The sequence below is a fragment of the Streptomyces cadmiisoli genome (assembly GCF_003261055.1).
Classification (GTDB): Bacteria; Actinomycetota; Actinomycetes; order Streptomycetales; family Streptomycetaceae; genus Streptomyces; species Streptomyces cadmiisoli.
In genome coordinates this window covers 3,595,795-3,619,220 of record NZ_CP030073.1, presented here as the reverse complement: position 1 = coordinate 3,619,220, position 23,426 = coordinate 3,595,795, and the positions used below count along the sequence as shown (strand labels likewise).

Sequence of the window (23,426 nt, the reverse complement as noted above, 5' to 3'; positions counted from 1 at the left end):
CCCGGGCCCCGGCGGGACGCCCGGCCGCCGGGGTCCGTTCCTCGCGCACATCGGGTGAAGATCCTGTTCGTCCTCTTGTCGCCCGGCCGCCGTTGGGCTTTCTTGACCTTCATGGAGGACACCACGGGAAACAGCATCCGAACCGGCGCGGCACCCGAGACGAACTCCGACTCGGGTCCGCGCAAGTCCAGTTGGAAGTACATCGGGCCCGGGATCGTGGTCGCGGCGACCGGTGTCGGAGCCGGCGACCTGGTGGCCACCCTGATCGCGGGCAGCAACTTCGGCTACACCCTGCTGTGGGCCGCGGTCATCGGCTGTCTGGTGAAGATCTCCCTCGCGGAGGCGGCCGGGCGCTGGCACCTGTCCACCGGCCGCACCCTGTTCGACGGCTGGGCGAGCCTGGGTCGCTGGACGACGTACTTCTTCGCCGTCTACACCGTCGTCTGGGGTTTCGTGTACGGCGCGGCGGCGATGTCGTCGAGCGCGCTGCCGTTGCAGGCGCTGTTCCCGGATGTCATGGCCCTCGAATGGTGGGGGATTGCCTGCGGTCTGGTGGGCCTGGTCTTCGTCTGGTTCAACAAGTACGCCGTCTTCGAGAAGGTCATGACGGTCCTGGTGGGCGTCATGTTCGTGGTGACCGTCTGTCTGGCGATCCGCGTCACCCCGAACATCCCGGACGCGCTGGCGGGTCTGCTGCCGGTGCTGCCCGACGAGAAGGACTCCGTCCTCAACACCCTCGGACTGATCGGCGGTGTCGGCGGCACCATCACGCTGGCCGCCTACGGCTACTGGGTCAACGCCAAGGGCTGGACCGACAGCGGCTGGATGAAGGTCATGCGGCTCGACAACCGTGTCGCGTACGCCACCACCGGCATCTTCGTGATCGCGATGCTCTTCGTGGGCGCCGAACTGCTGCACTCCATGAACGTCGCCATCGAGAGCGGTGACAAGGGCCTGATCCAGCTGGGCGACATCCTGGAGGAGGAGTACGGCGGGGCGACCGCCACGTTCTTCCTGATCGGGTTCTTCGCCACCTCGTTCACCTCCCTGATCGGCGTCTGGCACGGCGTCAGCCTGATGTTCGCCGACTTCGTGGCCCGCTACCGGGGCCGGACGCAGGCGAAGGGCGAGGAGATCGCCTCGGGCGAGCGGGAGCGCTCCTGGCCGTTCCGCGCGTATCTGCTGTGGCTGACCTTCCCGCCCATGGTCCTGCTCTTCCAGGGCCAGCCGTTCCGGCTGGTCATCATCTACGGCGTGCTCGGCGCCGCGTTCCTGCCGTTCCTGGCCGGCACGCTGATCTGGCTGCTGAACTCCGACCGCACACCGGCCGAGTGGCGCAACGGATGGGTGAGCAACGGCATGCTGGTGATCGCCGGACTGCTGTTCCTGGTGCTGTGCGTGAAGCAGGTCTGGGACCAGCCGTGGGCGGATTTCTTCTGATGCCGCAGGGCCGCTGAACCGGGTCGTCCGCAAACCATTGACACGGAACGGGGCCGCGGGCACACTCGCACGACTCCGAGTGAATCACTTTTCACCAGGCGAACAGGGCGCGGTGCTCGCGGAGTCATCGCGCCACCGCCGCCACACCGCCGTGGCAGAAAGTGAGTGACCCGTGGCCCCCACCGCCGCCTCCCCGCCCGACCGCTCCTTCCGGACCGTCGCCCCGGTCATCGCCCTGTGCTGGCTCGCCGTCTTCTTCGACGGCATGGACGTCAACATCTACGGCGCGACCATGCCGCACCTGCTCGCCGACGAAGGCCTCGGCTTCTCGACCGGGCTCGCCGGCACGATCGGCAGCTGGACCACCTTCGGCATGCTGATCGGGGCGCTGACCGCGGGCACCCTCACCGACTGGCTGGGCCGCAAGCCGCTGGTGACGGCCAGCGTGCTGCTGTTCTCACTGGGCTCGGCCCTGTGCGCGGTGGCGCCGGGGGCGGCGCTGTTCGGGGCGGGCCGCTTCGTCTCCGGCCTGGGGCTGGGCGGTCTGATGCCGATCGGGCTGGCGATCGTCGCCGAGTTCGCGCCGCCGCGCCGGGCGGCCCTCGCCACCGGCCTGATGATGACCTCGTACCACGCCGGCGGCATGGCGGCGACGGGCCTCGGCCTCGCGCTCGCCCCCGACCACGGCTGGCGCCTGGTCTTCTGGGCGGGCGTGCTGCCGGCGGTGATCGCGGTGCCGCTGGTGCTGAAGTGGCTGCCGGAGTCGCCGGGCGTGCTGTTCGCGAAGGGCCGCACACAGGAGGCGTACGCGGTCGCCGACCGCTACGGCCTGGACCGGCCGGGTACGGCCCAGGCGCCCGAGGCGAGCGCGAAGGGGCGCATGTCCGCGATCGGCGCGCTGTTCGCGCCGGGCACCCGCTGGGCGACGCCGCTGCTGTGGACCGCCTCCTTCGCCGGTCTCCTCCTCGTCTACGGCGTCTCCACCTGGCTCCCGGAACTGATGCGGGCCACGGGCTACTCGCTGTCGTCCTCCGTCACCTTCCTGATGGTGATCAACGCCGGCGGCATCGTGGGCATGCTGATCGCGGGCCGTACGGCGGACCGGTTCGGGCCGGTGAAGGTCTCGGCGGTGTGGTTCCTGCTGACGGCCTGCGGCACCTTCGTGCTCCGGGCGGAGATGCCGCTGGGCGCCGCGTACACGGTCGTCTTCCTCACCGGTATCTGGCTGTTCAGCGCCCAGGTGATGGTCTACGCCGCGACCGCCCGGGTCTACGCCCCGCGTGAGCGGGCCACCGGGCTCGGCTGGGTGACGGGCATCGGCCGCACGGGCGCGGTCGTCGGCCCGACGCTGGGCGGTGTGGTCCTGGCCGGCGGGAACGCGGGCCTGGGCTTCACCACCTTCGCGGTGGCGGCGGTGCTGGGAGCGGTGGCGATCGGCGCGGTGCCGCTGGTCAGCGGCCGCCGCCGCGACCCGGAGCCGGATGCGGCGGCGGCGCTGCTCGCGTCGGACGGCCGGCCCTCGCAGTCCTGAGCCGACCCGTGAGGCCCGCCGGGCGGGCCTCACGGGAGAGCCGGGCCGAACGCTACGGAAGGGCGTGCACGTGCGGTCCGACCCCGTTGGACCAGGCGTTGCCCGCCGTCGCGTCCCAGTTCGTCGACCAGGTCATCGCGCCGCGCAGGTCGGGATAGGTCCGCGCCGGCCTGAAGGAGCCGCAGTTGGTGCCCCTGGTCAGACAGTCCAGGGCGTTGTTCACCACGGTCGGGGAGACGTAGCCGCCGCCCGCCGCCCGGGTGGAGGCCGGGAGGCCGAGGCCCACCTGGGACGGGGACAGCCCGCCCTCCAGCTGGATGCAGGCCAAAGCGGTCAGGAAGTCCACCGAGCCCTGGCTGTAGACCTTGCCGTCGCAGCCCAGCATCGAACCGCTGTTGTAGTACTGCATGTTGACGACCGTGAGGATGTCCTGCACGTTCAGCGCCGTCCGGAAGTAGGAGTTGGACGTCGACTGCATGTCGATCGTCTGCGGCGCCATCGTCAGGATCATCGACGGTCCCGCCTTGGCGGACAGGGCGCGCAAAGCCTGCGTCATGTACGTCGCGTCGAGTCCGTTCTCCAGGTCGATGTCGACGCCGTCGAAGCCGTACGACTGCATCAGCGTGTGGACCGAGTTCGCGAAGTTCGTCGCCGACGCGGCGTCGTTGACCGAGACCGTGCCGCGCTCACCGCCGACCGAGATGATCACCTTCTTGCCGGCCGCCTGCTTGGCCCGGACGTCGGCCTTGAACTGGTCCACGGTGTAGCCGCCGAGACCCGCGGAGTCCAGGTTGAAGGTGACCGCGCCCGGTGTGCCGGTGGCGTCCGCGAAGGCGACCGCGATGATGTCGTACTGGGACTGCACGTCCGACAGCCGCTGCACGGCCGCGCCGTTGTTGAAGTTCTGCCAGTAGCCCGTCACCGCGTGCCGGGGCAGGCCGGGCGTGCCGCCGGTCGGCCGGGTGGTGCCCGTCACGGTCGCCGACCTCGGCGACTCACCGGCCGCGTTGGTCGCGGTGACCTGGAAGGAGTACGACGTCGAGGGCGCGAGGCCGGTCACCGTCGCCGACGTGCCGGTCACCGCCGTGACCTTCGTGCCGTTGCGGTAGACGCTGTAGCCCGTCGCGCCCGAGACCGTGTTCCAGGCCAGCGACACCGACGACGAGGTCGTGCCGGAGACGGCCAGACCGGTCGGGGCGCCGGGGACGGTCGGGGTCGGGTCGCCGCCCCCGCCGCCGTCGGGGCCGAACACCGAGACGTCGTCGGCGAGGTAGGCGGCCTGGCCGTACCAGCCGTGCGTGTAGACCGTCACCGACCGGGTGCCGGAGCCGGTCGAGAACGTCGTCGACAACTGCTTCCACGTCGACGAGTCCGGCGTCCACGTCGACACGTCGGTGGTGCCGGTGCCGGTGACGCCCAGGTAGGTGTAGCCGCCCTGCACCCAGGCGCTCAGTGTGTAGGTCGAATTGGGCTGGACCGCCACCGTCTGGGAGCAGCGGGCGTTGTCCTGGCCCGCCGGGGTGGCCCTGAGCGCGGCCGTGCCGCCGTGCACCGGCGACGAGACGGTCGTGCCGCTGCCGGCCGAACAGGTCCAGTTGCTCAGGCCCGACTCGAAGCCGGCGTTCTTGGCGTTGTTGACGTCCGCGGCGGATGCCTGGCCGATCGTCGTGAGGGAGAGGGCGAGGGCGGCGGTCACCGCTCCCGACCAGATGCGGGTCCGTCTCCGTCTGCGTACGCGGTCCACTGGGGCCTCCGGTGGGGGAGTGGGGTCTTCCAGAACGACTGGACGACAGAACGACGGTGGCCACCGCTGGACCTATAAGCTGGTCCAGACCAATTCCGCTGTCAAGGGGTCCAGGCCGATTCACCACCGCCGGCACCGGGTTGACGCCCTTCGAGCGTCCGTTGTCGGCCCCTTTGATCAGGGCTCCACTCTTTCGGGTCGGTCGGGATGCTCAACCTGCCCCGATTTGACGTGTCTTGTGAAACAGCGGTTGCACGCCAGCTACCGAAACGCTGTTCTTCGGTCACGGAGGCACGGATACAGTGCTGAGGTAGTCACGCAGTGAAGTCACCTCGGTGCACCGGAGTTACGCCGGTGGGCCGACCGGGCGGGAAACGGGGAGCTACGCGTGCCAACAGCCGTTGCCGTGACCAGCGCCGACATGGCCCTGCCGCCACAGGACGAACGCACCCTGCCCGCCGCCGTCCTCCAGGACGTGGACCAGCACCCGCTGGAGCGGACGCTGGCGGACGTGCAGATGCTGATCGAGACGCACGGGCATGTGATCGTCGTCTGCTCGCGTGCCGTACCCGCCGCCGTGACGCGGCGGCTGCACACCATCCGGTCCATCCTGGAGAGCGACCGGATCGCCCTGTTCAGCCCGGAACTGCCGCCACTCGGACTCGCCGTCCTCGCCCGGCAGTTGCGGCAACTCGCCTCCTGCGACCTCGGCCCCGGCGTCCTCGCCTCGGCCGGCCGGCTGCTCACCCACTACATCCACGCCGGAGCGCAGCTCGGCTCCGTCGCCCGGCTCGACCGCGTCCCCGTCGGACTCAAGTCGCACGCCAGGTCGTGGATGCCGGGCAGCCAGTTCGGCGTGATCGCCCACCCCGAGCCGCGGCTGGTGAAGATCGCCCCCGACGCCACGCTGAGAGGCCCGGAGTTCGCCACCTGGATGCTGGTCGCCAAGGGGCAGCTCCAGTCCGACTGGGTCTCCGCCTCGCTGGCCCCCGCGTGGAGCGTGCAGGGCCTGCGCGAGGTCCCGCTGCCCGCCGAGTCCGCCGACTGGTGGGGGACCGGCAAGCTGATCGAGTTCTGCACCTACCTGCCCGACCTCTCGGTCCTCTACCAGCTGGTCAGCTCCGTGCGCCGGAGCAGATGCCACTGGTGCGGCATCGAGGTCATCGGTGACCGGTGCGTGTTCTGCTCCGCCACCGCACCGGACCACGCACCGACCCACGAGAACCGAATCCCCGCCAGGTGAGTCCTGAACCACGGGACACGCACGGGGTCCCGGCGCCCCTGAGGGCCGCGCACGACCCCCACCGCTCACACGAACCCAGCCCACTCGACCGAGATCCCCAATGAGGTTGCACGGTTCATGAACTCCCGTCAGCGCCGCGGCGTGATACTCCTGCTTCTGTCCGTCATCTGCGCCCTCGGCGCGTTCGCGGGCGTCCTGTCCGTCATCAACGACGTGAAGTCCAAGGTCGGCCCAGAGGTCACGGCGTACCGGCTCAAGGCGAACGTGGCGCCCTACACGGTCCTCACCACGGCGCAGTTCGAGAAGATCGAGATGCCCGAGCGCTGGCTGTCGGCCAACGCGGTCACGGACCTGAGGGAGATCGAGGGCAAGATCGCCGTCACGACCCTGCGTGAGGGCTCCCTGTTGCAGAGCGACATGATCGTCGACCAGCCCGCCCTGCAACCCGGGCAGCAGGAAGTCGCCATCATGATCGACGCGGCGACCGGTGTGGCCGGCAAGATCACGCCGGGGTCCACCGTCAACGTGTACGCCACCTTCGCGGGCGGGCGTGAGGGTGACCCCGCTCAGTCCAAGATCATCGTAACCAGCGCGCGGGTGATCGACGTCGGCAGGCTGACGTCCCTCGAACCCGACCAGGACGACCGTGGCCGCCGCGCCACCGACGCCGTCCCCATCACCTTCGCGCTGTCCACGATCGACGCCCAGCGCATCACCTACGCCGAGTCCTTCGCCGACCGCGTCCGGCTCGCCCTGGTCGCGCCCGGCAGCGACACCACCGTCCCCGAAGCGGACCGCACCTACGAACTCGCGAAGGACAAGTGAGGCCCCCATGCCCACGAGGATCCTGGCGGCGGTCGGCGACGCGGACGCGATCCGCTCCGTCACGACCCTGCTCAGCCAGCTCCCGGACGCCGAGCCGGTCGCCCCGGTCGTCGACTCCACCCAGCTCATCGACACCCTCGCCCGGCTCGCCGCCGAATCCGTCGACGAACTGCCCGAGGTCGTCGTCGTGCACGAGCGGATCGGACCCGTCCCGGCACTGGAACTGATCCGCGAGGTGGCGCTGCGCTTCCCCGCGGTCGGCGTCATCCTCGTCACCTCCGACGCCGGCCCCGGCCTCTTCCAGGCCGCCATGGACTCCGGCGCCCGGGGCCTGGTCGCCCTGCCGCTGAGCTACGAGGAACTCGCCAACCGCGTCCAGGCGGTCGCCCAGTGGTCGGTGGGCGTACGCCGCCATCTCGGCCACGGCGGCGACGTGTTCACCGGCGTCGGCGGGACCGTCGTCACCGTCAGCGGCGCCAAGGGCGGAGTCGGCGCCACCGTGACCGCCGTCCAACTGGCCCTGGCCTCCCAGGCGTCCGGCCGCAGCACCGCGCTGGTCGACATGGACCTCCAGACCGGCGACGTCGCCTCCTACCTGGACGTGCAGTTCCGCCGCTCCGTCGTCGACCTCGCCGGCATCACCGACATATCGCCGCGCGTTCTGGCCGACGCGGTCTTCCGGCACGACACCGGCGTCGCGCTGCTGCTCGCCCCCGGCGAGGGCGAACGCGGCGAGGAGGTCACCGACCGGGCCGCCCGGCAGATCGTCAGCGCCCTGCGCTCCCGCTACGAGACGGTCGTCATCGACTGCGGGGCCCAGATGAGCGGCGCCGGCGCGGCGGCGGTCGAGATGGCCGACATCGCCCTCCTCGTCACCACCCCCGACGTGATCGCCGTCCGCGGCGCCAAGCGCACCGCCCGGATGTGGGACCGGCTCCAGATCCGCAAGGCCGAGGAGACCACCATCGTCGTCAACCGGCACACGCGCGCCACCGAGATCCAGCCCCAGCTCATCCGGAAGATCACCGCCACACCGGTGGCGGCGGGCGTCGTCCCCGCCAACTTCAAGGAACTCCAGGGAGTCGTGGACGCGGGCCGGCTGCACGAGCTCGACAGCAGGAGCACGGTGAAGCAGGCCCTGTGGGGACTCGCCGGAGAACTGGGCCTGGTCAACCCGCCCGAGAGCGACCGCCGGAGCGGCGGCCGGCTGCGGGGCGACCGCGGCTCGGTCACCTTCCGCCGGCGCAAGGACGGAGGGGGATGACGATGCGGGCGGCACTGAAGCGGGACCGCGGCCAGGTCACCGTCGAGTTCCTCGGCATGACACCGCTGATCATTCTGACGCTGGTGCTGCTGTGGCAGTTCGTGCTCCTGGGGTACACCTTCACCCTCGCGGGGAACGCTGCTGACGAGGCGGTACGAGCGGGCACCGCCGCCGACGACCGGCAGGCCGCCTGCCAGGAGGCAGGGGTCGAGCACCTGCCGGACGCATGGGAGGGGGACGCCGACGTGCAGTGCACCACGAGCGGTGGCTTCGTCACCGCCGACGTCACACTGCGGGTGCCGGTCCTCTTCCCCGGCTCCATCGGATTCCCCTTCGAGGTCGACGGCCACGCCGGGGCCGTGGAGGAGGAGGTGGACTGAGATGCCGTACCGGCGCAGAGCCCGCGACCGCGGGCAGGTCGCGATCGAGTACCTCGGGTTCATCCCGATCCTGGTCCTCGTCGCGCTGGCCGCCGTACAGATCGGACTGGTCGCCTACACCGCCCAGCAGGCCGGCACCGCCGCCCGCACCGGGGCCCGCAGCGCCTCGCTGAACGGGCCCTACGCCCAGGACTGCCAGGCCGCCGTCAGCACCTGGCTGGCCGACGGCACCGACTGCACCAGCGCCGAACTGGGCGACGAGGTCCAGGTCACCGCCACGGTCGACATCCCGTCGATCGTCCCCGGCTGGGACTTCGGCGACGCGCACAAGACGGCCACGATGCCGATCGACCACTGAACAGGGAGTACGGCGATGAGCCTGCGGGCACGGATCAACTCCCCCGAGGAGAACGGCAGCCGGGGCGAGGACGGCCACCTGGTCGCCTCGTACCGCGCCAAACTCCTGGAGGAGATCGACCTCGCGGAGATGAGTTCGCTCGCCGCGGCCGAGCGCCGGGCGCGCCTGGAGCGGGTGCTCGGGCACATCATCAGCCGCGAGGGCCCGGTGCTGTCCACGGTCGAGCGGTCCCAGCTGATCCGCCGCGTCGTCGACGAGGCCCTCGGCCTCGGCATTCTGGAACCCCTGCTGGAGGACGCGTCGATCACCGAGATCATGGTGAACGGCCCGGACGCGATCTTCGTCGAACGGGGCGGACGGGTCGAGCAGCTGCCGATGCGGTTCGCCTCCAACGACCAGCTGATGCAGACCATCGAGCGGATCGTGTCCACCGTCAACCGGCGCGTGGACGAGTCGAACCCGATGGTCGACGCCCGCCTCCCGTCCGGCGAACGCGTCAACGTCATCATCCCGCCGCTGTCCCTGACCGGCGCCACCCTCACCATCCGCCGCTTCCCCCGCTCCTTCACCCTCCAGGAACTCATCGGCTTCGGCTCGCTGGACGAGCACATGCTGTACCTGCTCGCCGGGCTGGTGCAGGCCAGGTTCAACATCATCGTGTCCGGGGCGACCGGCACCGGCAAGACGACGCTGCTCAACGCCCTGTCCGGCCTCATCCCCGCGGCCGACCGCATCATCACCATCGAGGACTCCGCGGAACTCCAGCTCCAGCAGCAGCACGTCATCCGCCTGGAGTCGCGTCCGCCGAACGTCGAGGGCCAGGGCCGGGTGACGATCCGCGACCTGGTGCGCAACTCCCTGCGCATGCGCCCCGACCGCATCGTCGTCGGTGAGGTCCGCGGCGGCGAGTCGCTCGACATGCTCCAGGCGATGTCGACCGGCCACGACGGATCCCTGGCCACCGTCCACGCCAACAGCGCCGAGGACGCCCTGATGCGGCTCCAGACACTGGCCTCCATGTCCGACGTCGAGATCCCGTTCGTGGCGCTGCACGACCAGATCAACAGCGCCCTCGACGTGATCGTCCAGCTCACCCGGTTCGCCGACGGCGCCCGCCGGGTCACCGAGATCGCGGTCCTCGACAGCCACGGCGGCGAGCCCTACCGGCTGGCCACCGTCGCCCGCTTCAGGGCCCTGCCCATGGCCGCCGACGGCCGGGTCCACGGCGCCTTCGAGCACTTCCCGCTCCCCCGGCGCACCGCCGACCGCCTCTACATGGCGAGCCAGCCCGTCCCGCAGGCCTTCGGCGTGGCCCAGTCCGCAGAACAGCTAGCCACCCGAGAAGCCAGGTAGGCAGGAACCTCCCCATGGAACTCCAGACCCTCGTCTCCCTCACCACCGGCGTCACCCTGCTGACCTGCGTCCTCGCCGTGGCCGGAGCCCACGCCTACAACACCGGCAAGGCCCAGCGCCGGGCCCTGGTGGACCGGCTGTCGGCGACGGGCCAGATCCCGGTCGTCGGACGCCGGCGCTACTTCCGGGACCTGGACCGCCGGCTGCGCAGGACCGGGCCGGGCCGGAAACTGGAGCTGCGGCTGGCCGCGACGGGCCTGGACGTGACACCCGGCGAGTTCTTCGCCGCGATGCTCGCCACCGTCGCCGGACTGTGGCTGATCGGCCAGGCCACGCTCGCGCCCTTCTTCGGCCCGATCGCCGGACTGCTGGGCATCTGGGTGGCCGTGCAGTTCCTCAACTGGCAGCGGCAGAAACGCATCGAGAAGTTCATCAACCAACTCCCCGAACTGGCCCGGATCCTGGCCAACGCCACCCAGGCCGGCCTCGCCCTGCGCACCGCGATCGGCATGGCGGCCGAGGAACTGGAGGCACCGGCCGGCGAGGAACTGTCCAAGGTGGCCAACCAGCTGGCGGTCGGCGCGTCCATGGACGACGCGCTGGGCGAACTGGCCGACCGGCTGCCCTCGCGCGAACTGGTCGTCCTGGTCACCACGCTGGTCCTGTCCAACCGGGCCGGCGGTCAGGTCGTCAGCGCCCTGCGCAACCTCACCGAGACCCTGGAGGAGCGCAAGGAGACCCGGCGCGAGATCCGCACCCAGCTCTCCCAGGTCAGCATGACGTCCTACGCGGTCCCGGTGATGGGCGTCGGATCCCTGTTCCTGATGAACGGGGTGAAGGACGGCGCACTGGACCGCATGACCGGCTCACCGGTCGGCCAGGCCTGCGTGATCATCGCGTTCGCGCTGTACGCGGTCGGCTTCGTCCTCATCCGCCGTATGTCCCGAATCGACGTCTGAGGCGGAGGGGATCGCCATGGCACTCGTGCTCGCCACCTTGATGGGCCTCGCAGTCTGGGGCGTCTTCGCCGGCATCCGGATGTACCGGGCGGAGGCGAAACTGCCCGGCGACCTCGCGCTCGCCCTGGAGGTCGGCTCGACCCGCACGGGCGCGGTGGACTCGCTCGTCGACCGGCTGGGCATGCGCTACGCCCCCGCCGTCCAGCGGCTGATGGGCCCCAAGCAGGTCGCAAAGTACCGCCGCAGGATCGACCTGGCGGGCAACCCCGGCGGCCTGACCATCGACCGGTACGCGGCCCGAAGGGCGGTCTACGGCTTCCTCGGCGGGCTCGGCGGACTGGTCTTCCTGCTCCAGGGCAACGTCCTGATGGCCCTGCTGCTGTTCGCCTTCGGCGCGTTCTGGACGGAGGTCGGCATCTGGTCGGCGATCCGCCTGCGCAAGGACGTGATCGAGCGGACCCTGCCGGACTTCCTCGACGTCCTCGCCGTCGTCGTCAGCGCCGGACTCGGCTTCCGCCAGGCCCTGGACCGGGTCGCCACCCGCTACGAGGGACCCTGGGCCGACGAGATCCGCATCACCCTGCGCCAGATGGACCTCGGTATGAGCCGCCGCCAGGCCTTCGCGGAACTGCGCCGCAGGAACGACTCCGAGCAGGTCGCGATGTTCGTCACCGCGTTGCAGCAGGGCGAGGAACTGGGCGCGCCGATCGTCGACACGCTGGTCTCCCTCGCCAAGGACATGCGCCGCACCGACGCGCAGAACGCCCGCCGCAAGGCGGCCCGTGCCGTACCCAAGGCCACCATGATGATCACGACGTTCATGGTCCCGGCCACGATGCTGCTCCTCGGCGCGGGCCTGCTGCTCGGCTCCGGCACCGACTTCGGCACGATCACGGGCGAGTAGAGGGGCGGGTGACGAGGCCGATGACGACACCGCCGCCGAGGGAGGGCGTGGGGCTGCTGCGCCGCCGCCCCAAGCCGCCCGAGATCACCACACCGCCGGCGGGCACGGTCCTGCCGGCCCACGTCCGCACGGGCGCACCGGACATCCCGGTCACATCGGCGACCCCGGCACTGCCACCGGGGTGGGCGCGGGCGGATCCGTCGGGGGTGATGGGGGTGACGGGGGCGGCGCGGGGGGTTTCGGGGATGCCGTCGGCGCCGGAGGTGCCGGGGGCACCGGGGGGTTTCGGGGCCGGCGGCTGGGAGGCCGGGGCCGGTGCGGGCGCTGATGTGGGTGCGGGGTCAGGGCCCGGTTCGGATGCGGATGCGGATGCGGGTGGGCGTCGGGGTGGCGGGTCGGGCGAGGACGGGGCGGCGCCCCATGCGCCCGTAGCGCCGTCCGCGGCCAGTCCGGTATCGGCCCCCGCACTGCCCATTCAGGTCAACGCCCTGCAAGCGATGTGCCGCCAGGTGTTCGGCTTCCGGCTGGCCATGATCGCCCTCGCCGCGCCCGCCGCTCTCCTCAACGCGTCTCCGGGCCTGGGCGTCCGCCTGGTCGGCGCGGCCGTGGTGGTCACCTTCATGGTGTCGTACGTCCTGTTCAGGGACTGGGAACGGTTCGGTCCGCTGCTCCTGCGCCACCCCAGCCTCCTGGCCCTGGACACCCTCCTCGGCTCCCTCCCCCTGATCTCCGCCGGCCCGGACACCACCCTCGCCTACGTCAGCGTCTGCACGCCGCTGCTCGCCGGACTGGTCTACGGCTGGCGGGGCGCCGCCTGCTTCGCCTCCCTGCAGTCCCTGATCCTGCTGCTGGTCCAGGCGACCCTGGCGCGGAGCCCGCACGGCAGCCTCGCCGAGGCCCTGCTCCTGCCCGGTCTCTGCGTCATCGCCGGAGCGGTCGGCTCCACGCTGCGCAACCTCATGCTCCGCTTCGGCGCCGCCACCCACGCCCTGACGACGGTCCAGGCCCGGCTCGCCGTCACCGAGGCGGTGGCCGGGGAACGCGCCCGCCTCGCCCGCGAACTGCACGACTCCGTCGCCAAGACCCTGCACGGCGTGGCCCTCGCGGCGGACGGCCTGGCAGGCTCGGCCGACAAGATGGACCCGGGCCTGGTCAAGCGACAGGCCGAACTGGTCGCCCGCTCCGCGCGCCGGGCCGCCGCCGAGTCCCGTGAACTCCTCGCCGACCTGCGCCGCGAGTCGGACCCCGACCACGGCACGGACGTCCTGGTCGAACTCGCCGCCCGCACCCGCGACTTCCACGCCCGCACCGGTACGCCCACCGCGTACCGGCCCACCGGTGCGCACGCGGTGCCGCCCGTCCCGCCCGCCGTGGCCCGCCAGCTCCTCACGATCGCGTCGGAGGCGATGGAGAACGCCCACCGCCACGCGTCCGCGACGAAGGTCGACGTACGGGCCGGTGTCCACGGCGACCTGCTGCGTATCAGCGTCTACGACGACGGACGCGGCCTGCCTCCCGGAACCACCCTCGAACAGCTGCGCCGGGCAGGCCATTTCGGCCTGGTCGGCATGGTCGAGCGGGCCGCCTCTGTGGGCGCCCGCATCCGCGTCGGACGAGGCAGCCATCCGCAGGGCACGGAGGTGCGCCTGGAACTGCCGCTCGCCGCCCTGCACACACCCACCGCACCCGCGGCCTGACCCCACGACCCGAGAGGAGGCCGAAGAATGCCGGACGCACAGCAGCAAACGCCCGATCCCGGCGCTCCGCCGCCGTCTTCGCCCCAGAACCCGTTTGCCGACTTCCCGCCGCCCCGGCAAACGGTCGCCCTGCGGGTCGTCGTGGCCGACGACAACCCGGTGGTGCGCGCCGGCCTGGTCGCGCTCCTGTCCGGCCGTGCGGACATCGCGGTCGTGGCGGAGGCCGCCGACGGCCGCGAGGCCTACGAGGCGACCCGGGCCCAGCGCCCGGACGTGGTGCTCCTGGACGTCCGCATGCCCGGAGTGGACGGCATCTCGGCCCTGCCGTACCTGGTGCCGCTGGCGCCTGTCGTGATGCTCACCTACAGCCGGGAGTCGGAGGTGGTCCAGGAGGCCCTGCGGCGCGGGGCCGGAGGCTACCTGGTGCACGGCGAGTTCACGGCGGACCAGCTGGTCGCCGCGGTCCGGGACATCAAGCACGGCAGGCCGCACTTCACCCCCACGGCGGCGGGTGCGCTGCTGGCGCAGCTCCGCGGCGAAGGGGGTGGAGCGGCCAAAGGGGCCGCCAGCGTCGGTGCCGGACGGAGCGGAGGCGACGTGTCGGGGCTCCCCGATGGCCTGGGCGAGATAGATGCGACTGCAAATCATCAGATCATGACGTCCGCGTCAAGTTTCGCTCCCCGAGACGCAATGACACGCGCCAATTCGCCGGAAAACCTTTCGCAGGTGCAATCAGATGTGGCACAGTCTACGTATCGGGCACGGTTCCAACTGAGCACGAGGGAGGCGGAGATCATGGACCTCATCGCATCCGGCATGAACAACCAGCAGATCGCCGCCACATGCTTCATCAGTGAGAAGACGGTCAAGAACCACATCAACCGCATCTTCGCGAAGCTCCACAGCACGAGCCGCTCTCAGGCCGCGGCGAAGTGGCTGGGCACGGCGCCGGGTTCACAACGGGGACTGGGGTGAGCCGCGGTGACGCATGGGGGGACGGACAGGCGGCGCTGGGCCTCGCGTTGGGCCCGGGATTGGGCCCTGGGGCCCTCTGACGGGAGGGGTCTTCCGCCGTACCTTTCCGGTGTCGAAAGCGGCACCGATGCCGATACCGGAGGGGAACACCATGAACAACTGGTTCAACACCACCGCCTCGTACTTCCGCGCTCGTGCCGCCCGCAACGACGAGGGGCAGACGGCCGTCGAGTACCTGGGGATCATCGCGGTGGTCGTGGCGATCGTGCTGGCGATCACGGGTACGGACATCGGCGAGTCGATCTTCGACGCGATCAGCGACAAGATCACCGAAGTCACTGGCGGCTGAGGAGGCATCACACGTGCCGCGACGCAGGGCAGGCCTTCCCCATCTACATCACGGTGGTGGCGGGCCTGCTCTTTCTCGCGTTCGCGTACCTTGCGGTCGGCCAGGCCGCAGCGACCAGGAACGAGGCCCAGACCGCGGCGGACGCCGCAGCGCTCGCCGCGGCGATGGACACCCGTGACCAACTCGCTGGCCAGTGGGTCGAAAACGTGCTGGACCCGACCCTGTGGCAGGACATCTTCGACGGCAACGTGGATGTTCTCGATCCGTGCTGGCGCGCGGATCAGCTCGCGGCGCAGAACGACGCGCACGTACTTGCTTGTGATCCGGACGGACTCCTCGGCTACACGGTGGAGGCCGAGACCGACGACCCCGTGGGGGACACGATCGTCCCGGGCACCGAGGACCAGACCGCCAAGGCGTCCGCAACTGCCGTCGTCGAGTCGCGCTGCACGTTCCAGCCCTCCGAGCAGGATGGCGGGGACGAGGTGCTGCCGAGCCTCAAGTGCAAGGACAAGAACTGGGACCTGACCCCGGACGACCTCAGTGACCTGCCTGGGCCTGAGGACTTGTTCGACGTTCACCTGGCCGACTGACAAGCGAACGACGAGTGACGAAGGAAGCAGAGGCATGAGCATTCGGTTCACAACGAAGGCCCTCAGGGGGATGGCCGCCCTGACCGTGGCGGCTGGTCTGGCCCTCGGTGTGGTCGGCTGCGGTGGTGGTGGCGGGGATGACGAGAAGCCGGACCGATCGGCGTCTGCTTCGAAGGACAGCGGATCCAGTGCCGATGCTCAGCAAGGCCAGTCAGCGGAGCCTTTGGCAGAGCTGAAGGGCCAGGATGGCCTGCTGCTCACTCTCACCTCTGCTGAGCGGGATTCCGGGGGCTTTCTGACCGTGAATGGAGACTTGAAGAACGATGGAGCTGAACGGGTGCAAGTGCCCGCGGCTCTCAGGGGAGATGAGACCGAGATCATCCAGCACGGTCGGTCTTTGGGCGGGGCCACCTTGGTGGACTCCGAGGGGAAGAAGCGGTACTACGTGCTGCGGGACACGGACGGCCGCCCGCTCACGACTTCGGATCTGGGGTCGATGAAGCCCGGTGAAACCGTGCCGGTCTTCATGCAGTTCCCGTCCCCACCCACCAGTACCACCGAAGTCAGCTTCCAACTTCCGACGTTCGCCAGCGCCACCATCTCGATCTCCGGGTGAGGCCGGACATGACCCGCACCCGTGTGACCCTGACCCTGGCCGTCGCGACGGCGTTGCTCACCACCGGTGTCTGCGGTGCCGCGACGGCTCACGCCGACGACAGTCCGAGCGTCCCGCCGGGTACGGAGGCATCCGCCTCCGCCCCCGTGGAGGTCGACGCCAACGACCCCGATCTGAAGATCCCGGAAGGCGCCACCCTCGCCGAACCCAAGGTTCTCGACATCAAGCAGGTAGTCGAGGACCAGAGCGGAGACGAACGCCGTGAGGACACCAACGCGGACGTGAAGTTCGCGCTCCAGGCGGAGGTGCTGTTCGGCAAGGACAGCGCGAAGCTCGGCGGCGAGGCGAAGGCGCGGATCGTCGCGATCGCCGACGAGATCAAGGCCCAGAACGCCACGAGGATCCGCGTGTTCGGCTTCACCGACAACCTCGGTTCCTCGGCTCACGGCGACGTGCTGTCCAGGCAGCGCGCGAACGCCGTGCACGACGTGCTGGACGGCGAGCTGAACAACCCGGACATCACCTTCGAGGTGCGCGGCTACGGCGAGCAGTACCCCATCGCCGACAACTCCTCCGAGTCCGGCCGCAAGAAGAACCGTCGCGTCGAGGTCTCCTTCCCGCGCGGCGAGAGCTGATACCCGAGCACCATCCGGCTGCCCGTCCCACACCCGTACCGGCGGGGCGGGCAGCCGCGTCAGACAACGGGAGCACCATGGCCTGGACGACTTCGGCAAGCGCGGCATGCGCGGCAGCCGCGCTGACCATGGCGGTCGCGCTGACCGCAACCGGCTGCGCGGGCGGCACGGACGCCGACCGCACCCCGGCGGTGAAACCGTCCCCATCGGCAACGGAGCCGTCGCCATCAGCAGGGAATCCGTCGCCGTCGGTCGCGGCCGCCGACGGGGCGGACACGGCCGCCTGTGCCGACGGCGACTGCGAGATCGCGGTGTCCGAACCGGTGACGTTCCGTTTCAAGGGTCCGAAGGGCATGGCGACCCTGTCCGTGACGAAGGTCGGGCCGAACGAGATCGAGTACTCGGTGCAGTCGGACAACGGCCGTTCCAAGGCCGGCGCGAGCGGCCCGGGGCAGGGCTGCCTCACCGTTCTCCGCGACAACGGCAGCGGCAACTCGTGCGGCGGCCTCGGAGACTCGGGTCGGCCGAGCGCCGAGCCCGGCACCGTCGTGATCCAGGCGGCGACGGGGGCGGACGGCACCGCGGTCCTGCACGTCGTCACCGGCTGAGTACGCCCCGCCGGGCCCCTGGGCCCCACGTCCACTGGGCGTCGATTTGGGTCTCCGGGCCCATGCCGGGTCACCGGCCCCTCCCTAGCCTCAATTGACGAGGTGGAGGCTTGAAATTGCCTCCGTCCGGCCGGAATTGAGGAGGCGGGGGACATGGCCTCGATCGGGGGAGTGTCGGCGTTCGGGGGAGCGGGGGCATCGGGGCGGGACGGGCGGCGGGAGATACCCGGTCCGCTCTCGTCCGCCCTCGTCCTGGTCCGGTTGCTGTTCGCGGCGACCGTCGTGGGCGGCCTCGGGGTCCTGCTCACGGCGTCGTCCGTGGACGCGGTGGACGGCGGTCTGCTCGCCAGGGTGGTGTACGCGGCCGCGCCCGGTGTGCTCGGCTGGTGGCTGGCCCGCCGCAGCCGGGCGGGCGGGGTCAGGATCTGGGCCGGTCTGATCGCCGTACAGGTCTGGCTGGTCCTCGGTTCGATCTCCAACATCGCCGAAGGATCGGCCCGGGGCTTCACCCAGCTCCTCGTGCCCGCCGTGGTGCTGTACCTGCTGACCCGTCCGGCGAGCCGCGCGTGGTACCGGCTGCCGCGGACGGACCGGCGGCCGCACCGGCCCTTCTCCCTCGCGCGGATGATCCGCTGGCGCAGGGACGACGGCCAGACGGCGGTCGAGTACGCCGGTCTGGTCGCGGTCGTCGTCGCGATCATCAGCGCGCTCGTCGTCACCGGTCTCGGCACGCAGATCCTGACCGGCATCCAGTCGCAGGTGTGCCGGGTGACGGGTACGGCGTGCCCGGCCACCGGCGACGGCGACGAGGTCACGGCCGGCGACGGAACCGACCAGAACCCCGGCAGCGACCAGCCCCCAGGAAACGGCCAGAACGGCGGCCAGAACGGCGGCCTGAACGGCGGTCAGAACGGCGGTCAGAACGGGGACACAGGCGGAGACCAAGGCGCCGGCGGAGACGACGGCGGCAACACCGGCGACGGCAACGCCGACGACAACGGCCCCACCGACGACACCCCCGCCCCCGACACCCCCTCCGCCGTCGACCGTCACGTCGTGGACCCCGTCGCCGACGCGGACGAGATCGACGAGCCTCCGTACGAGGACCCCACGGCCGGAGGTGACGACGACGGCGGGGGCGACGACGAGGGCTGCTTCTCCGGGTTCGGCGCGTTCTTCGGCTGTGCCGGCGACCAGCTCCAGCAGGTCGGCGAGGGCCTCTTCGTCGACGGCATCGGCGGTGATCTGGTCGGCATGTGGAACACCGTCACCAATCCCGTCGAGACGTGGAACGGCCTGATGGACTACGGCCGTTCGCTGGGGCAGGAGTGGTGGGACGGCACCGCCGACGCCCGCGAGATGTGGGGCGACGGCGACTACCTGGGCGCGCTCCTCGACTGGGGCGGCGCTTCGCTGGGGACCGGCGGCACGGTGCTGTTCGACATGTTCATCGGCGACGACGTCGTGGACCAGTGGAACAGCGGCAACGAGACGCGCGCCGTCACCACCGTCCTGTGGAACGTCGGGTCGCTGTTCATCCCCGGCTACGGCGAGGCCAAGATCGCCGAGAAGATCGGTGCGCTCGGCAGGCTGGGCCGGCTCGCCGACGGCGCGGCCGAGGCCGCCCAGGACGCCCAGCGCGCCGCCCGGGCGGGCGACCTCGACGCCCTGGAGGACGCCGCGCGGCGCGCCGACGAGGCGGCGGACGAGGCCGAGGACGCCGCCCGCCGTAGCGGCTGCACGATCGCCGCTCCCGGCCCGAAGGTTCCGTACGGCAGGGCGTACGAGGGTGGCGGCGGCGGCACACCCCCCGCACTCACCGGCGCTCCGGGCGGCGGGAGCACCGTCCTCGCCGCCGCGCCGGCCCGCGTCCCCTACCGCCTCGTGGCGAACGAAGGATGCGACGAGGAGGCCGGGGAGCAGGCGCGCCAGGCGCGTGAGCAGGAGCGGCAGGCCTATGTGGAGCGCAAGCGCGCCGAGGAGCCGGCCCGCGCCCAGGAGGCCCTGGAGAACAAGCGGCAGTGGCCCGACCCCGAGCGCAACGACACCAGCGACCCGCGCAACTACAACGCGCCCGACTGGGCCGAGGACCTGCAAACCCGCACCTACGGCGACGCCGACGGCAGTGACGGCTTCTGGGCGAGCCGCGACCGGAACCCCGCGCCCAACTGGAAGAACGAGTCCTGGCTGCGCTATCAGGAGCAGATCACCAACACCCGGCGCGGTTACGAGTACGTCGTTCCGCACCCGAGGGACGGGGTGCCGGACGTCGAGTACGACGGCTGGGACGCCTCCCGGCGGACGTATCTGGAGGCCAAGAACGGCTACGCGAGCTATCTGTCCAGGAGCGATCCCGGCCGGCTCACCGAGTCCGGTAAGCAGGAGTTCGTCGCCGAGGCCCGACGGCAGGTGGAGGCGGCGGGCGACCGGCGCGTCGAATGGCACTTCTCCAACGAGGACGTGGCCGACGCCGCGCGCAGGGCGTTCCGGGACGAGGGACTGAGCATCCGGGTCTTCCACACCGAGCAGAAACCGGCCGGCGGCACCAGGAGGCCGGAGGCGTTCGACTGACGGGGCGAGCGGGCCGGGTCGACTACTGTGACGGCGTTCGGATCTGTCAACGAGAGGCGACGGAGGACAGGACATGCGACGTGTGGTGCGGGGCTTCTGGGGCCCTCGGCCCGAGCCGGTGGAACGGCTGGCCGAGCGATGGAGCGCCACCCTCGACGGGCTCGTCCGGCTGCTCCCGGCGGCGGGCCAGGGCGGCGCGGCATCCTGGACCTGGCGGTACGCGGGCCCGGCCGGGGCGGTCCGGCCCGGATCCCCACCCGACACGGCGTCCCTGCTGGACGCGCTGCGGGCGGCCCGTGCCGCGGAGGACTGGTCCGACCGCACCGGAACGGGACTGCGGCTGGTGGCGGAGGGCGTGCCGGGCTGGAAGGCGGAGCTCAGCGGTGTGGCGGGCGGCTCGCCGGAGAACCTGCTCCAGTCGATCGTGATCGCCGTCGAGTCGCCCGACGACGCCGAGGTCCCCGACGCCGAACTCCTCGCCGCCGTCGCGGAGTCGTGGCAGCCCGACTTCGGCGACGTGACCGACGACGACGTCATGGACGCCCTGGAGGACGACGCCGACTTCATGGTCGGCGAGCCGTCCGTCGGCTGGGTCGGATTCCTGTCCCCGGGGCGTGCGGCGCGTGTCCCGGACTCCTCGGGGATCCCCCGCAAGGAACTCGCCGGGGGCGGTGTCCTGCTGCACGTCGCGGACCCCGGTGACACCGCCGCCGTCGTACGGGCGTACGCGGTGCTGAGGGAGGCCGGGGCCCTGGAGCCGTTGCCCCGGCCGCTGGACCGGGCCGTCCTGTGACCGCCCGTTCCCGGAGGGCCTTCGACGCGGCGGGCGCGCTGTCCGGTCTGGACGCGCTGCTGACCGAGCCCCTGGCGGGCGCCGGTGCGGCCACGGCCGACGAGGGCGCGCCGGACACGGGGGAGTGGACCGCGACCAAGGGCGCGGGATTCGTGCTCGTACCGCTCTGGGAGGGCGAGGCGCTCACGGGCGTGTACGCGCAGGAGTGGAGCGCGGCGGAGGAGGCGGCCGAGGGGCATCTGGCCGCGCTGGTACGGGAACTGGACGGCAGATGGGGGGCCCACCGGGCCGTGGGCATGAGGGTGCCGCTGTTCCGGGCACAGGCGGGCGAGCCTCTGCCCGAGCCGTTCCAGGCCCTCGCCGACCACGACTGCTTCGGGGACCTGGCGGTGTGGGGGCCGGTCACCGCCGCCCCCGGCGCCGGGCCCCGCTGGGTCGCCGTCTCGCTCAACCAGTCCGACGGCGACGCCCCGATGATCCTGACCGCCCTGGTCACCGACCGTCCGATCACCGAGCCGGCTGAACGATCGGCCTGATGCCCGAAGCCGGCTGAACGATCTGCCCGATGCCCGAGCCGGCCGAACCACCTGGCTGATGCCCGAGCCCGCCTACCGCTCGACGATCTCCACCCGTACCCCCGTGCGCAGCCCCCACCCCGCCATGGCGCCCGCCTCGGCCTCCACCACGTGCCGGGCGCGTGGGCGGGGCAGGCCCAGCCGGCCCGGTCGCATCGTGCGGACGGCGAGGACGGTCAGGTCGCGGCCGAGGTAGGCGACATCGATGGGGATCCGCATCCGGAAGGTGTGGACGCTGTTGGCGGGGGAGAGCAGGAGCGCGCCGTCCACCCGGTCGCGGCCCAACAGCCCTTTGGTGCGCGCCCGGTAGGAGGCCGCGATCTCCAGCGGCACCGTGGTCGGTGCCGTGTCCCCGTGCACGACGAGTTCGCCCCGTCCGTCCCGCCAACGTCCCATCGCGAGGACACCTCCGCCGTCCGCCGTTCGGTGTGCGCACCGACCGTATCCGCGGCGGGGCGGCCCCACATGGGCCCACGGGCCCATGTCCCGCCCCGGGTGGCGGGGCTATCGTCCCGCCGTGCGCGCACTCCTGACTCTCGCGGCGGCCCTGTGGGGCGCCGGTACGGGACTGCTGCTGCCGCGGGCCGCCCACCGGTTCTCGGTGGAGGCCGGGCAGTCCTGGAGCGGTCGCTGTCCCGGCGGGCATCCGATCGCGGGGGCGTTCGGCGGCTGGGTCGGGCGGGCGCGCTGCGCGGAGGTGACCTGTGCGCCGTACGGCCCGGACACGGCGGTCGTCGCGCCGGGTGCCGCCGTGGTCTGCGCGGTGCTCGCCGCCGCCACCGGGGCTCGGCCCGAACTCGCCGTGTGGCTGCTGAGCACCCCCGTCGCGGTGCTCCTCGCCCTGGTCGACGTCCGGGTGCAGCGGCTTCCGGACGTGCTGACCCTGCCCCTGGCCGCCGGGACCGCCGCGCTGCTCGGCGTCGCGGCGGCCCTGCCCGGCGCCGCGGGCTCCTGGCCGACGGCCCTGCTCGGCGGTGTCGCGCTCGGTGCGGCGTACCTCGTGCTGTTCCTCGTCGACCCGGCCGGCCTCGGCTTCGGCGACGTCAAACTCGCCCTGCCGCTGGGCACGGCTCTCGGGTGGTACGGCTGGTCCGTGCTGCTCGTCGGCGGCTTCGCGGGGCTGGTCTACGGGGCCCTGTACGGGCTCGCGCTGGTCCTCACGGGCCGGGCGGGGCGCAGGTCGGCGATCCCGCTCGGCCCGTTCATGATCGGCGGCGCGTTCACCGGGGTCGTCCTGGGGGCGTTCACGGCGGACTGAGGGCGGCGGCCGGGACGGGCTCGTACCGGTGGCGCGCCTTCCTGGCCTGGGTGCGCCTCCCGGGGCGCAAGCCGGATGCGGCCGCCGGGCTCAGCCCTGCTGTCCGGTGGCGTGCTGTCCGGTGCCGTCCGTGCGCCCGAGGACTCCGCCCTCCAGTGTGCGGATGACATGCGCGGTCACGCCGGGTCGCGGCAGTGTCCCCTGCTGGGCCGACTCCGCGCCCGCGTACACCAGCGCCCACAGCACCTGCATGATCCACTGCGCTCCGACACCGGAGTCGAACGTCCCGTCCGCCTGGCCTCGTTCGATGAGGTCGAGGACGCGGCGCTCGGTGGCGTCACCGTCGTCGCCCTGGCTCTCCAGCTCGGCGAGCAGGCTCGTGTCGCCGAAGGCGAAGATCATCCGGTCGCCGGTGTCGACCAGCGCGGTCGCGAGCCGGCGCATCGCGTCGGCGGGCGGGCCCTGATCGGTCGCGGCGTCGTGCACCGCCCGGTCGATCAGCTCCAGGGCGTCCTCGGTCGCGGCGCGGACCAGCTGGTCGCGGTCCGGGAAGTAGCGGTGCAGGGTGCTGCGGCCCACGTCGGCGGCGCGGGCGATCTCCGCGAGGGTGGCCCGGCGGTCGCGGGCCAGCACCGAGGCCGCGGCGTCCAGGATGGCGCGGCGCGTACGGCCGCGGGTCCCGGACTCCGCGGTGGCCGGATCGGGGACTGACGTCGTGCTCACGTCCCGAATCTATCAGTGGACACTCCAGGGCG

Annotated in this window: 24 protein-coding genes; 21 read left to right on the top strand and 3 right to left on the bottom strand. The window is 71.6% G+C overall.

Annotated features, from left to right (window positions below):
* Positions 1-111: 111 nt before the first annotated feature.
* A complete protein-coding gene (locus tag DN051_RS15280; RefSeq protein ID WP_162624929.1) occupies positions 112-1,440 on the top strand; it encodes an Nramp family divalent metal transporter in 1,329 nt (442 codons plus the stop codon).
* 172 nt (positions 1,441-1,612) lie between these two features.
* Positions 1,613-2,971, top strand: a complete 1,359-nt coding sequence (locus DN051_RS15275) for an MFS transporter (protein ID WP_053761678.1) — start codon at positions 1,613-1,615, stop codon at positions 2,969-2,971.
* 52 nt (positions 2,972-3,023) lie between these two features.
* Here the strand turns inward: DN051_RS15275 and DN051_RS15270 are convergent, their stop codons facing one another.
* Positions 3,024-4,715 carry a chitinase gene (locus DN051_RS15270; protein ID WP_053761677.1) on the bottom strand — a complete coding sequence of 564 codons (1,692 nt, stop codon included), beginning with the start codon at positions 4,713-4,715 and terminating at the stop codon, positions 3,024-3,026.
* A 421-nt stretch (positions 4,716-5,136) separates the two neighbouring features.
* On the opposite strand from DN051_RS15270, the gene DN051_RS15265 reads away from it, so the two are divergent.
* The 18 genes from DN051_RS15265 (at position 5,137) to DN051_RS15180 (ending at position 21,374) form a co-directional block, all read left to right on the top strand.
* Positions 5,137-5,958, top strand: coding sequence for a hypothetical protein (locus DN051_RS15265; protein ID WP_234388971.1), 822 nt, complete (start codon positions 5,137-5,139; stop codon positions 5,956-5,958).
* 117 nt (positions 5,959-6,075) lie between these two features.
* Positions 6,076-6,783 carry a Flp pilus assembly protein CpaB gene (cpaB, locus tag DN051_RS15260; RefSeq protein WP_112438903.1) on the top strand — a complete coding sequence of 236 codons (708 nt, stop codon included), beginning with the start codon at positions 6,076-6,078 and terminating at the stop codon, positions 6,781-6,783.
* A gap of 7 nt (positions 6,784-6,790) precedes the next feature.
* Positions 6,791-8,047 (top strand): CpaE/TadZ family protein, encoded by a 1,257-nt coding sequence (locus tag DN051_RS15255; protein ID WP_112438902.1) that lies wholly within the window; start codon positions 6,791-6,793, stop codon positions 8,045-8,047.
* Positions 8,044-8,427, top strand: coding sequence for a TadE/TadG family type IV pilus assembly protein (locus DN051_RS15250; RefSeq protein ID WP_053761673.1), 384 nt, complete (start codon positions 8,044-8,046; stop codon positions 8,425-8,427). Before DN051_RS15255 ends, DN051_RS15250 begins: the two co-directional genes overlap by 4 nt.
* Position 8,428: 1 nt before the next feature.
* Positions 8,429-8,785 (top strand): TadE/TadG family type IV pilus assembly protein, encoded by a 357-nt coding sequence (locus DN051_RS15245; RefSeq protein WP_053761672.1) that lies wholly within the window; start codon positions 8,429-8,431, stop codon positions 8,783-8,785.
* Between the two features lie 15 nt (positions 8,786-8,800).
* Positions 8,801-10,138 (top strand): TadA family conjugal transfer-associated ATPase, encoded by a 1,338-nt coding sequence (locus tag DN051_RS15240; RefSeq protein ID WP_112438901.1) that lies wholly within the window; start codon positions 8,801-8,803, stop codon positions 10,136-10,138.
* Positions 10,139-10,152: 14 nt separating this feature from the next.
* Entirely contained in the window at positions 10,153-11,097 is a 945-nt protein-coding gene (locus DN051_RS15235; RefSeq protein WP_053761670.1) for a type II secretion system F family protein, read from the top strand.
* 16 nt (positions 11,098-11,113) lie between these two features.
* Positions 11,114-12,001, top strand: coding sequence for a DUF5936 domain-containing protein (locus tag DN051_RS15230; RefSeq protein ID WP_053761669.1), 888 nt, complete (start codon positions 11,114-11,116; stop codon positions 11,999-12,001).
* Between the two features lie 20 nt (positions 12,002-12,021).
* A complete protein-coding gene (locus tag DN051_RS15225) occupies positions 12,022-13,698 on the top strand; it encodes a sensor histidine kinase (protein ID WP_112438900.1) in 1,677 nt (558 codons plus the stop codon).
* Positions 13,699-13,725: 27 nt separating this feature from the next.
* Positions 13,726-14,673 carry a response regulator transcription factor gene (locus DN051_RS15220; RefSeq protein WP_112438899.1) on the top strand — a complete coding sequence of 316 codons (948 nt, stop codon included), beginning with the start codon at positions 13,726-13,728 and terminating at the stop codon, positions 14,671-14,673.
* 151 nt (positions 14,674-14,824) lie between these two features.
* Positions 14,825-15,022, top strand: coding sequence for a Flp family type IVb pilin (locus tag DN051_RS15215; protein ID WP_112442277.1), 198 nt, complete (start codon positions 14,825-14,827; stop codon positions 15,020-15,022).
* Complete coding sequence (locus DN051_RS15210) at positions 15,019-15,615, top strand: pilus assembly protein TadG-related protein (protein ID WP_112442275.1); 597 nt, start codon at positions 15,019-15,021, stop codon at positions 15,613-15,615. Before DN051_RS15215 ends, DN051_RS15210 begins: the two co-directional genes overlap by 4 nt.
* Positions 15,616-15,649: 34 nt before the next feature.
* Positions 15,650-16,231 carry a hypothetical protein gene (locus DN051_RS15205; RefSeq protein ID WP_112438898.1) on the top strand — a complete coding sequence of 194 codons (582 nt, stop codon included), beginning with the start codon at positions 15,650-15,652 and terminating at the stop codon, positions 16,229-16,231.
* 8 nt (positions 16,232-16,239) lie between these two features.
* Complete coding sequence (locus DN051_RS15200; RefSeq protein ID WP_112438897.1) at positions 16,240-16,866, top strand: OmpA family protein; 627 nt, start codon at positions 16,240-16,242, stop codon at positions 16,864-16,866.
* 77 nt (positions 16,867-16,943) lie between these two features.
* Positions 16,944-17,474 carry a hypothetical protein gene (locus DN051_RS15195; RefSeq protein WP_053758759.1) on the top strand — a complete coding sequence of 177 codons (531 nt, stop codon included), beginning with the start codon at positions 16,944-16,946 and terminating at the stop codon, positions 17,472-17,474.
* Between the two features lie 153 nt (positions 17,475-17,627).
* Positions 17,628-20,045 (top strand): Tox-REase-5 domain-containing protein, encoded by a 2,418-nt coding sequence (locus DN051_RS15190; RefSeq protein WP_112438896.1) that lies wholly within the window; start codon positions 17,628-17,630, stop codon positions 20,043-20,045.
* Between the two features lie 73 nt (positions 20,046-20,118).
* Positions 20,119-20,838 (top strand): hypothetical protein, encoded by a 720-nt coding sequence (locus tag DN051_RS15185; protein WP_053758758.1) that lies wholly within the window; start codon positions 20,119-20,121, stop codon positions 20,836-20,838.
* The gene (locus DN051_RS15180) at positions 20,835-21,374 is read left to right on the top strand and encodes a hypothetical protein (protein WP_112438895.1); all 540 of its coding nucleotides are present in this window, start codon (positions 20,835-20,837) and stop codon (positions 21,372-21,374) included. Before DN051_RS15185 ends, DN051_RS15180 begins: the two co-directional genes overlap by 4 nt.
* Positions 21,375-21,446: 72 nt before the next feature.
* On the opposite strand, the gene DN051_RS15175 is transcribed toward DN051_RS15180, so the two are convergent.
* A complete protein-coding gene (locus DN051_RS15175; protein WP_053758756.1) occupies positions 21,447-21,809 on the bottom strand; it encodes a DUF192 domain-containing protein in 363 nt (120 codons plus the stop codon).
* 121 nt (positions 21,810-21,930) lie between these two features.
* On the opposite strand from DN051_RS15175, the gene DN051_RS15170 reads away from it, so the two are divergent.
* A complete protein-coding gene (locus tag DN051_RS15170; RefSeq protein ID WP_246041022.1) occupies positions 21,931-22,671 on the top strand; it encodes a prepilin peptidase in 741 nt (246 codons plus the stop codon).
* A gap of 90 nt (positions 22,672-22,761) precedes the next feature.
* On the opposite strand, the gene DN051_RS15165 is transcribed toward DN051_RS15170, so the two are convergent.
* The gene (locus DN051_RS15165) at positions 22,762-23,394 is read right to left on the bottom strand and encodes a TetR/AcrR family transcriptional regulator (RefSeq protein ID WP_220451585.1); all 633 of its coding nucleotides are present in this window, start codon (positions 23,392-23,394) and stop codon (positions 22,762-22,764) included.
* Positions 23,395-23,426: the final 32 nt, after the last annotated feature.